At 75.1% G+C, this 9,743-nt stretch carries 7 protein-coding genes; 2 read left to right on the top strand and 5 right to left on the bottom strand.

All coding sequences use genetic code 11. From position 1 onward, the window contains the following. Nucleotides 1–201: 201 nt before the first annotated feature. From PAI11_RS18835 to PAI11_RS18820, 4 genes are all read right to left on the bottom strand, one after another. Nucleotides 202–1,680, bottom strand: a complete 1,479-nt coding sequence (locus PAI11_RS18835; RefSeq protein WP_007577723.1) for an alpha,alpha-trehalose-phosphate synthase (UDP-forming) — start codon at nt 1,678–1,680, stop codon at nt 202–204. A 352-nt stretch (nt 1,681–2,032) separates the two neighbouring features. Next, the gene (locus PAI11_RS18830) at nt 2,033–3,226 is read right to left on the bottom strand and encodes a S1C family serine protease (protein ID WP_007577720.1); all 1,194 of its coding nucleotides are present in this window, start codon (nt 3,224–3,226) and stop codon (nt 2,033–2,035) included. Next, nucleotides 3,223–4,629 (bottom strand): sensor histidine kinase, encoded by a 1,407-nt coding sequence (locus PAI11_RS18825; RefSeq protein ID WP_007577718.1) that lies wholly within the window; start codon nt 4,627–4,629, stop codon nt 3,223–3,225. Before PAI11_RS18825 ends, PAI11_RS18830 begins: the two co-directional genes overlap by 4 nt. Nucleotides 4,630–4,635: 6 nt before the next feature. After that, nucleotides 4,636–5,334 carry a response regulator transcription factor gene (locus PAI11_RS18820; protein WP_007577717.1) on the bottom strand — a complete coding sequence of 233 codons (699 nt, stop codon included), beginning with the start codon at nt 5,332–5,334 and terminating at the stop codon, nt 4,636–4,638. Between the two features lie 172 nt (nt 5,335–5,506). Here PAI11_RS18820 and PAI11_RS18815 point away from each other — a divergent pair, with 172 nt between their 5' ends. Together PAI11_RS18815 and PAI11_RS24760 are read left to right on the top strand one after the other, a co-directional pair. After that, nucleotides 5,507–7,297 (top strand): M28 family peptidase, encoded by a 1,791-nt coding sequence (locus tag PAI11_RS18815; protein WP_007577716.1) that lies wholly within the window; start codon nt 5,507–5,509, stop codon nt 7,295–7,297. Then, the gene (locus tag PAI11_RS24760; protein ID WP_007577715.1) at nt 7,294–8,082 is read left to right on the top strand and encodes a class E sortase; all 789 of its coding nucleotides are present in this window, start codon (nt 7,294–7,296) and stop codon (nt 8,080–8,082) included. The genes PAI11_RS18815 and PAI11_RS24760 overlap by 4 nt, the downstream gene beginning before the upstream one ends. Before the next feature lie 163 nt (nt 8,083–8,245). Here PAI11_RS24760 and thiL read toward each other — a convergent pair whose 3' ends face one another. Next, on the bottom strand, nt 8,246–9,232 hold the full coding sequence (thiL, locus tag PAI11_RS18805) for a thiamine-phosphate kinase (protein WP_007577714.1): 987 nt from the start codon (nt 9,230–9,232) through the stop codon (nt 8,246–8,248). Between the last annotated feature and the right edge of the window lie 511 nt (nt 9,233–9,743).

The raw sequence follows: 9,743 nt of genomic DNA, 5'->3' as shown, positions 1-9,743 counted from the left end.
CGCGCGGTCGCCGGCGACCGCGTCCCCGTTCGCCGCGGCCCACCCGGGCGCGATCCGCATCACCTGCGCCTGCGACGCCGCCTGCGCGCGCCGGCGCTCCCGTCGGACCGCCGCGCTCGGCACCGGCGTCGCCTGCCGTGAGGCCTGCGGCGCCCGCCGGGGCGGCCGCGGAGTTCGGGCAGCCGTGACCGGCGCCCGCCCCTACCCCAGGTCGACCGCCGCCGCCCCTGCGGCCTTCCGCCGCACGTCGGCCAGCTGCTCGTCGATCCAGTCGCCCGGGTCGCGGAGGGTGATGATGCCGCGCAGGCCCTCGGCGCGATGCTCGCGCTCCTCGACGCTCATCGTCAGCGCACGGTGGATCGCGTTGGCGAGGGCCTGGACGTCGAACGGGTTGACCGTCAGCGCGAACTCGCCGAGCTCCTCGTGGGCCCCGGTGTTCTCGGAGAGGATCGAGACGCCGTCGCGCTCGTTGACGATCGGCCCCTCCTTCGCCACCAGGTTCATGCCGTCGAACATCGCGTTGACGATGTGGACGTCGTAGTGGCGGTAGGCGGCCATCGCCTCCTCGACGTCGTCGCGCAGCTTCAGCTGGATCGGCATCCAGTCCGGGGTCCCGTGACGGTGGTTGACGACCGCCACCAGGGCCTCGATCCGCTCCAGGTACTCGCGGTACTCCGGCACGTCGGTCCGCGACGGCATCAGCTGGGCCATGAAGGTAACCCGCTCCCGGAACTCCGGGTGCTGCTCGAGGAACAGGTCGAAGGCGCTGAACCCGCGCAGGACGTTCTTGGACAGGTCGGCGCGATCGACGCGCAGGATCAGGAAGTCGCGGCGGCGGCGCAGCAGCTCGTCCTCGAACTCGCGGACCCGGGCCCGCCGCGAGACCGCGCGCGTCGCCTTGGCGTCGATCGGCAGCGGGTAGGCGCGGACCCAGACCTCGCGGTCGTCGATCCGCACGACGCCCTGGTCGTGGTCGACCTCGAGCTCCAGCAGGTCCTCGCAGCACTGCAGGAAGTTGCGCCGGTAGCTGCGGGTGTGGAACCCGACGATGTCGTTGGCCAGGATCCCGCGGTAGAGCTCGTCGCGGATCTTGGTCGGCAGCACCCGCCAGCTGTCGGACTGCGACCACGGGATGTGGACGAAGTGGTGCAGGAACGCGTCGGGACGGCGCTCGCGGACCATCTGCGGCACCAGGTACAGGTGGTAGTCGTGGACCATCACCACCGGCTCGCTGGCGCCGTCGATCTCCTCGACCACCGCGTCGGCCAGGTCCTGGTTGACGAGCTTGTAGCCGTACTCGTAGGCCTCGACCTCGTGGGAGCGGATGTCCGGCGCGTTGGACTGGTCCCAGAGGTAGTGCTGGATGAACCACAGCATCGGGTTGGCGAAGATGCTGTAGAAGCGCTCGTAGGCGACCTCGTCGGAGACCACCAGCCGCACGTCGTAGGAGCCGCCGGACGGCGAGTCGACGGAGAACGCGCGGCCCCCGGCCGCGCGGGCGCGATCGGCGTCCCCGCGGCCCATCGCGCTGGCGATCCAGGTCGCGCGGCGGTGCGAGGCCAGGCCGGTGAGCGCCGTCACGAGGCCGCCCGTGCCACGGCTGATCGACCCGTCGGTGTCGAACGTCACCGGCCCGCGGTTGGAGACCAGGACGAGGGGCTGCTGCGCGGTCTCGGCCATCTCCCCCCGAGGGTATCGGTCGCCCCGCGCCCGATCGTCAACGAGCCGTGCACGGGCGGACGCCCGGGTGGTCGGACCTCGCGTTCCGCCGGCCCCGGGTGGAGGGCACGCGCGACCCGCAGGATCGTCATCTCGCGACACCGCCCGCCGCGAGACGACGAATCAGCGTCCCGGCGACGCCCGAACGCCGTCTCGCCCCCAAGCCACGACCGAGACGGCGATTCGCGGCTCCTCGCGCTGCGCCTCGCCCGCCTCCGGCCTCCCGCCGCCCACCTCCCGCCCGGAATGCCCCGAGCGCCCCGAGCGCCCGAACGCCCGAACGCCCGAACGCCCGAACGAAGCGAGCCGCCCGCTAGTTGCGGGGCAGCGTCTTGGGCCGCGTGCCCAGCTTCAGCTTGATGTCGCGCGGCTTGCCGCCCCGGATCACGTGGACGGTGACCTCCTGGCCGGGGCGGAAGCGGAGGGCGACCTCGGCCAGGTCGGTCGAGCTGCGGACCTCCTGGTCGTCGATCCCGACGACCACGTCGCCACCGGTCCGGTACTCGCCGACCTGGAACGACTTCGCGCCGCCGTCGGGACCGGCGATCCCGGCGGCCTTGCCGGGGCCGTCGTCCGGGACCTCCTGGACCCAGGCGCCGTGGTCGACGCCGAGGTCGAAGCGCTTGGCCAGCTGCGGGTAGACCTCGACCGTCGAGACGCCCAGGTACGGGTAGGCGGCCTTGCCGCCGTCGCGCAGCTGCCGGACCGACCGGCGGACCGTCTCGGCCGAGATCGCGAAGCCGACGCCGCTGCCGTCGCCCGAGGTGGTCTCGATCTGCGAGTTGATGCCCAGCACCCGGCCGCGAGCGTCCAGCAGCGGACCGCCGGAGTTGCCGCGGTTGATCGCCGCGTCGGTCTGGATCGCGTCGACGGTCTCGAACCCGGTCAGCGACTGGATCGAGCGGTCGAGGGCCGAGATGACGCCGATCGAGAGCGACTGCTCCTCGCCGAACGGCGAGCCGATCGCGACCACCGGCTGGCCGACGTGGGAGTCCTTGGGCTCGGCGAACCGCAGCGGCACCAGCGACAGCCCGGCCGGGTCGATCTTCAGCAGCGCGACGTCGTTGAAGGGATCGAAGCCGAGGACCTCGGCGCGGACCTGGTTGCGATCGGCGAAGCGGACGTAGACCTCGCCCGCCTCCTGGAGCTTGTCGCCCTCGCCGCTGGTCACCACGTGGGCGTTGGTGACGATCAGGCCGTCGCCCGAGATCACGAAGCCCGACCCGAGCCCGCCGCGGGAGTCGAGCGGACCGCTGCCGCTGCCCTTCGTGAGGACGGTCACCACGCCGCGCCCGAAGCGCGAGAAGATCGCCTGCGGGTCGATGTCGACGCCCGGCCGGCTGGCGGAGGACCCGCCGCCGGAGGCGACCTCGCGGACGACCTCGACGCGGGTCGAGGTCGCCGACTTCGTCCCGCTCCCGCCGTCGTCGCTGCCGCAGGCGCCGAGCGCCAGGGCGGCGACGGGCACGAGCAGCAGGCCGGCGAGACGCGGGCGGATCGAGGTCATGCGGGAAGCTCCAGGGTGAAGGTCGTGCGGCCGGGCCGGCTCTCGACGTGCAGCTCGCCACGCATCCGGTGGGAGAGCTCACGGGCGATCGCCAGCCCCAACCCCGCTCCGGAACCGTCGCCGGTGCCGTGGAAGGGCTCGAACAGGTGGGGCAGGTCCTCGGGCGCGACGCCAGGCCCGCGGTCACTGACCGCGATCCGGGAGACGCCCCCGCTCCGTGCGACGCGGATCTCGACCGCGGCGCCCGGATCGGAGTGCTTCAGCGCATTGTCCACGAGAATCCGGATGATCTGCTCCACCCTCGCCGGATCGCAGTGTTGCAGCACCGGCGTCCCGACCAGCCGGACCCGCAGCGCCCGCCCGGCCCGCTCGACGATCGGGCGGAACTCGGCCGCGACCGTCTCGGCCAGCTCGTGCAGATCGACCGTCTCGGGGCGCAGCTCGAGCCCGCCGCTCTCCATCCGCGAGAGGTCGAGCAGATCGTCGGCCAGCCCCACCAGCCGCCGGATCTGGAGCGCGAGCTGGTCGAGGAAGCTGCGCCGCGTCTGCTCGTCGAGCTCCTCGTCGCGCAGCAGCTCGACGAATCCGGACAGCGACGAGAGCGGCGTCCGCAGCTCGTGCGAGGCGGTGGCGATGAACCGCTTGCGGCTGCCGTCCAGCTCGGCGAGCTGCTGGCGCATCGTGTCCAGCGACCGCGCCAGGTGACCGAGCTCGTCGCGCGAGCTGGTGTCGAAGCTGGTGGTGAAGCGCCCGGCGGCGACCTCGCGCGAGCCCTTCTCCAGCCGCCGCAGCCGGGCCGAGACGTTGAGCGCGACCAGCGAGCCGGCGGCCAGCGCCACCAGGATCGCGAGCAGCCCGCCGAAGAGGACGCGACGGCGGACCAGGGTCACCGTCGCGTGGACGTCGTCGAGCTTCTCGCTGATCAGCAGGACCTCGAACCCCGGCCGCGCGGGCAGCGCGTCGACCGGGATCGCGACCCGTGCGATCAGCCGCCCGCGGTCGCCGGACGAGAACCGCGGCTCGCCGTCGGCGAGCGTCCGCCCCGCCAGCCGCATCACCGCGTCGTCGGGCTTGGCCGTGCCCTTCGTCGTCTGCAGGACGTCGGTCCGCCCGTCCTGGGCGCGGGCCAGCAGCGACACCGACCCGCCGGTCTGGGCCGCGACGGTCTCCACGATCTCGCGCGGGGAGAGGGTCACGCGCCCGCCGCTCCGGTTGCGGCCGTCGCGGGCCCCGACCGCGACCTCGCGAGCGACCCGCTCGCTGTCGGAGACCAGCGAGCGCACGCGCTGCTGGGCCATCGAGGACTCCAGCGTCGGCAGCACCTGCAGCGCGACGGCGGCCACCGCCACGAGCGCGACGCCGACGAACGCCAGCGTCAGGCGGACCCGCAGCGACCAGCGCATCAGCGGTCAGGCATCGCGGAAGCGGTACCCGAGCCCGCGGACCGTGATCACGTACTCGGGGGCCTTCGGGTTGCGCTCGATCTTCTCGCGCAGGTGCAGCACGTGGACGTCGACGGTCCGCCGCTCGCGGTAGGCGGCGCCGCCCCAGGCGTGCTCCAGCAGCATGTCGCGCGTGAAGACCCGGCCCGGCGCGCGGGCCATCGTCACCAGCAGCTCGAACTCGAGGTGGGTCAGCTCGACCTCCTCGCCGCGGACCTCGACCCGCCGGCGGTCGGGGTCGACGCGCAGGTCGGCGATCTCGATCGGGGGCGCGGTTCCCGTGACCGCGGCCGGCAGCGCGGCGCGACGGAGCGCGGCCCGCACGCGGCTGCGCAGCTCGCGGACCGAGAACGGCTTGGTGACGTAGTCGTCGGCCCCGTTCTCGAGCCCGGCGATCCGGTCGCTCTCCTCGCCGCGAGCCGAGAGCATGATGATCGGCACCGGGCTCTTCTCCCGCAGCCGGCGGCAGACCTCGACCCCGTCCATCCCGGGCAGCATCACGTCCAGCAGCACCAGGTCGGGACGGACGCGCTCGAACTGCTCGAGCGCCTCGGTGCCGCTGGCGACGGTCACGACGTCGTGGCCGTCGCGCCGCAGCGGGAACGCGAGCAGCGTGCGGATCGACTCCTCGTCGTCGACGACGAGGATGCGGGCGGGAGCGTCCATCTGCGGCGGTGGCGGGGTGACCGGATCTGCGCCGGACCGGGGTTTCCGCGGGCCGCGACGGGCGACGAGCGGCGAGCCCGGGCGATCCGGACGCGGATTGGGCGGGAGGACAGCGTACTTCGCCCGTCCCCGCTCCCGCCCGCCCGTCGGATCGCCGGTACGCTGCGAGGCCGTGGCTCTCCGGGTCGGCATCGGCGCCCTGCTGCTGGCGGTCCTCATCGCCGCGTTCTCCCTGCAGCGGCTGCCGGGACCGCTGCAGGCCGACGTCGCGGCGGACGCCTTCGACGCCCCGGCGGCGATCCGGCTGCTCGACGACCTCGCCACCCGCTACCCGGATCGGCGCGCCGGATCGCCCGGCGACCAGGCGATCGCGAACCGGGTCCGCGAGGAGCTGCGGCGCGCGCTGCCGGCCGCGTCGATCTCGTCGCAGGAGTTCCGCAGCGACACCGCCGGCGGCGAGCGGACGCTCGAGAACGTCGCCGCCGCGCTGCCGGGCCAGCCCGGCCCCGAGATCGTCGTGATCGCCCACCGCGACGCGCTCGAGCGGGGCGCCAAGGCCGAGCTGTCGGGCACCGCCGGGCTGATCGCGCTCGCCCGCGCCGCCGGCAACGGGCGCTTCCGGCACACGATCCGGTTCGTCTCGACCTCGGGCGCCTCGGGCGGCGGGCTGAGCGGCGCGACGCGGCTCGCCCGCGATCTCGACGGTGGCCGGACCGCGGCGGTCCTGGTGCTCGGCGACCTGGCCGGCTCGCCGGGCCAGGCGCCCTACGTGGTCCCGTGGTCCAACGGCGGCCCGGCGGCGCCGGTGCGACTGGAGCGGACGGTGGTCGAGGCACTGCGGCAGGAGGGGCTGCACGCCCGCGCCGAGACCGGCCTCTGGACCCAACTGGTGCGCCGCGGCCTGCCGGCGACCGTCGGCGAGCAGGGCGAGATCAACCAGGCCGGCGTGCCATCGGTGCTGCTCTCCGCCGGGGGCACGACCCCGCCGGCCGCGACCGCCACCGTCGACCAGTCGCGGCTCTCGGCCTACGGGCGCGCCGCGCTCCGCACGCTCTACGCGCTCGACGGGACCTCCGGCGGCATCGGGCCGCAGCAGTCCGGGATCATCGTCGTCGGCCAGGAGCTGCCGGCGTGGGCGCTGCGGGTGCTGCTGCTGGCGCTGGTGGTGCCGCTGCTCGCCGGCGCCGCGATCGTCGGGATCACGCTGGCCCGCGACGGGCACCCGCTGACGGCCGGGATCGCGTGGACGGCCGGCTGCGCGGTCGGGCCGCTGGTCGCCGGCCTGCTGGCGATCGGGCTCGGGCGGATCGGGCTCGTCTGGCCCGCGGTCCCGGCGCCGTTCGCCGGCGCGGCGGTCCGGACCGGGACGGGCGCCGGGCTGGTCGTCGTGCTGCTGACGGCGATCCTGATCGCGACCGTCGTGGTGGCGCGCCCGACGCTGACGCGCAACGCGACCGGTCTCGGACGACCGACGCGGGTGACCGTCGCCGCCGGCGTCTTCACCACGTTGATGCTGGTCGAGCTGGCGCTGCTGGTCGTCGATCCGATGGCCGCGATCCTGGTGCTGCCGGCGCTGCTCGCGTGGCCCGCGGCGATCGCTCCGCTACCGATGCTGGAGCCGATCCACCGGCTGGGGCTGACGCTGCTGGGGACGCTGCTGCCGGTGGCAGCCGGCCTGACCGTGACGGCGAGCCTCGACGTGCCGTGGACGCAGGTCCCGTGGTGGCTGGTGCTGATGATCGCCGGCGGCCAGATCACCCCGGTCGGCCTGCTGCTGATGAGCCTGCTGCTGGGCTCGTTCATCGCCACCGCCCTGACGCTGGCACCGCGCCGGCGCCGGCGCGTCCCGTCCGATCGCTCGGGTGGCAGCCGGCGACCGCCCTCCGACCGCGAGGCCCGCCGCCGCGCCGCCCGCGAGGCGCGCGACGACCTGGCCGACGCCTACGCCGAGGGCGCGGCATGAGCCGGCGCCCGTCACGCGGCGCCCGCCGGCGCCTCGGCCTCGGCGGCCGCGGGCGCTACCACCACCGCGGCGACGGTCCCCCGCGGCATCCGATCAGCGTCGTCCGCGAGCTGCTCCGGGGGCTCTCGGCGGTGCTGCTGGTCGCCGGCACGATCGTGCTCGCCGACGTGGCGGCGACGCTGCTCTGGCAGGAGCCGGTCACCGCGCTGATCGCCAAGCTGCGCCAGGACGACCTCGGCAACCGGCTGGACCGGGTGCCGCTGCCGACCGCGTCGCCGGTCCAGCGCCGCGCCCTGGCCGAGATCGAGGGCGACCGGGCGCAGCTGGCGTTCCTGGCGCGGCGGTTCAAGCGCGGCCTGACGCACGGCGACCCGGCGGCGCGGATCCGGATCCGGAAGATCCACGTCAACAAGGTCGTGGTCTTCGGCACCGACCACGACGACCTGACCAAGGGCCCGGGCTTCTATCCGTCGCAGCCGCTGCCCGGCGCTCCCGGCACCGCCGCGATCGCCGGCCACCGGACGACCTACGGGGCGCCGTTCCGCCACATCGACAGGCTCCGCCGCGGCGATCGGATCGATGTCGAGATGCCCTACGGCACCTTCAGCTACCGCGTGCTCCGGCTGCGCAGCGTGACCCCGGACAGCGTCTGGGTGCTGCGGCGCCGACCGTACGACCAGCTGATCCTGTCGGCCTGCGATCCGCCGTTCAGCGCCGCCCGGCGCCTGATCGCCTTCGCCAGGCTCGAGCGGGCCACGGTCCGGCGGGCGCGCGGGGCGGCCTGAGAGGCGGGCGCGGGCGGGGGCGGGGTGCGGCGGCGCGGGGTGCCGCGGACATCGGCAGGTCGGCGGACGAGGTCCCACGATCAGCGTCGAAGGGCGGGGGCGATCGTGGGATCTCGTGCGCGGTTGCCCGTGCCGACTGCCCGCCCGCCGGCCCGATCGTTGCTCAGGCCCGGTGCTCGAAGCCGGCCCAGCCGAGCGGACGGCCGTCGCGCTCCAGCACGACGCCCGGCGCGGCGTCGTCGCCGGCCGCCTCGGCCACCTCGCCGATCCAGGTCACCCCGGCGCGTGCGATCGCGCCCGCCCGCTCCGGCGGAGCCGTCACCAGCAGCTCGAAGTCCTCGCCGCCGGCCGCCGCCAGCTGGGCGGGGTCGCGACCGACGGCGGCGGCGACCGCGTCGACGCCCAGCTGCCGCGGAAGCCGGTCGACGTCGATCCGCAGTCGCAGGCCCGATGCCCGGCCGACGTGGCCGGCGTCCGTCGCGACCCCGTCGGAGAGGTCGATCGCGGCGTGCGCGCCGAGCCGCAGCAGCCGCTGGCCGAGCGCCAGCCGCGGCTCGGGCCGCAGGTAGCGGTCCAGCAGGGCGGCGCGGACGTTCGGGGTCAGCGTCGCGGTCCGGGCGCGCGGGTCGACGAGCAGCGCCAGCCCGGCCGCGCTGCCGCCCAGCTGGCCGGTGACCCCGACGCGATCACCGGCGCGGGCCGCGTCCCGGCGCAGCAGCGCGTGCTCGTCGTCCGCCCAGCCGACGACGGTCACCGTCACGACCAGGGCGGGGCCCGAGCTGACGTCGCCGCCGGCGATCGTGGTACCGGTCGCCGCGGCCAGGCGCTCCATCGCCTCGACCAGCGCGATCACGTGGCCGTCGTCCCAGCTGGTCGGCAGCGTCAGGGCGACGTAGGCCTCGCCGGCGGGGACGCCCATCGCGGCGAGGTCCGAGAGCGCGGTCGCCAGCGCCCGGTGGCCGACGACGTCGGGCGTGACGTGCGGGTCGTCGGCCGGCAGGTGGACGCCGAGCACGGTGGTGTCGGTGCTGGTGACGGCCACGGCGCCCGCGCGCACCACCGCCGCGTCGTCGCCGGGCCCGATCAGCAGGCGGTCGTCGCGCGTCCGCAGGCCGGCGACGAAACGGGAGATGAGGTCGCGCTCGGCCACGGCGCCAAGCATGGCGGCGCGGGTGGACGCGCGGGGCGCGATCCGTTGCAGGACGTACCCGGCAGGGGCCAACGTCCCCTACCCGGCAGGCCCTCCGGCCCCGCGAACCGTTGACCCCCGCCGGCGGCGGCGATCGGTTCACGCCCCCTCCGAGAACCGGGCTGCGCCACGTTCACCCCTCCCGAATCAGCCCGACCCGGGCGCGGCAGCCGCGCCGCGGGTGGATGCGAGGCGTTCGTGGGCCGAGCAGGTCGGTGCGGACGAGCGAGGGCCGTGCGCCGTCCGATCGACCGCTAACGCCCGCCCGGGAACCCGGGACGCCGCCGGCGAGATACCGATGACACCCGCCCGAAGATCGCCGTCTCGCAGACCGCCCGAGCACGAGACAACGATCCGCCGCCCCACCGACGCCCGATCGTCCCCTCACCCCCAAGCCACCCCCGAGAAGACGATCCGCCGGCCACCCGCGGGTGGATGCCTGGCGTTCGTGGACCGAGGAGGTCGCCGCCGG

The organism is Patulibacter medicamentivorans (assembly GCF_000240225.1).
GTDB lineage: Bacteria > Actinomycetota > Thermoleophilia > Solirubrobacterales > Solirubrobacteraceae > Patulibacter > Patulibacter medicamentivorans.
The sequence above is the reverse complement of the archived record's forward strand: the minus strand, read 5'-3'. Positions and strand labels throughout refer to the sequence as shown.

Excerpts from the sequence above, each read along its gene's own strand:
- PAI11_RS18820 (WP_007577717.1), bottom strand. The coding sequence starts at position 5,334 with ATGGACGCTCCCGCCCGCATCCTCGTCGTCGACGACGAGGAGTCGATC.
- PAI11_RS18835 (WP_007577723.1), bottom strand. The coding sequence starts at position 1,680 with ATGGCCGAGACCGCGCAGCAGCCCCTCGTCCTGGTCTCCAACCGCGGG.
- PAI11_RS24760 (WP_007577715.1), top strand. The coding sequence starts at position 7,294 with ATGAGCCGGCGCCCGTCACGCGGCGCCCGCCGGCGCCTCGGCCTCGGC.
- PAI11_RS18825 (WP_007577718.1), bottom strand. The coding sequence starts at position 4,629 with ATGCGCTGGTCGCTGCGGGTCCGCCTGACGCTGGCGTTCGTCGGCGTC.
- PAI11_RS18830 (WP_007577720.1), bottom strand. The coding sequence starts at position 3,226 with ATGACCTCGATCCGCCCGCGTCTCGCCGGCCTGCTGCTCGTGCCCGTC.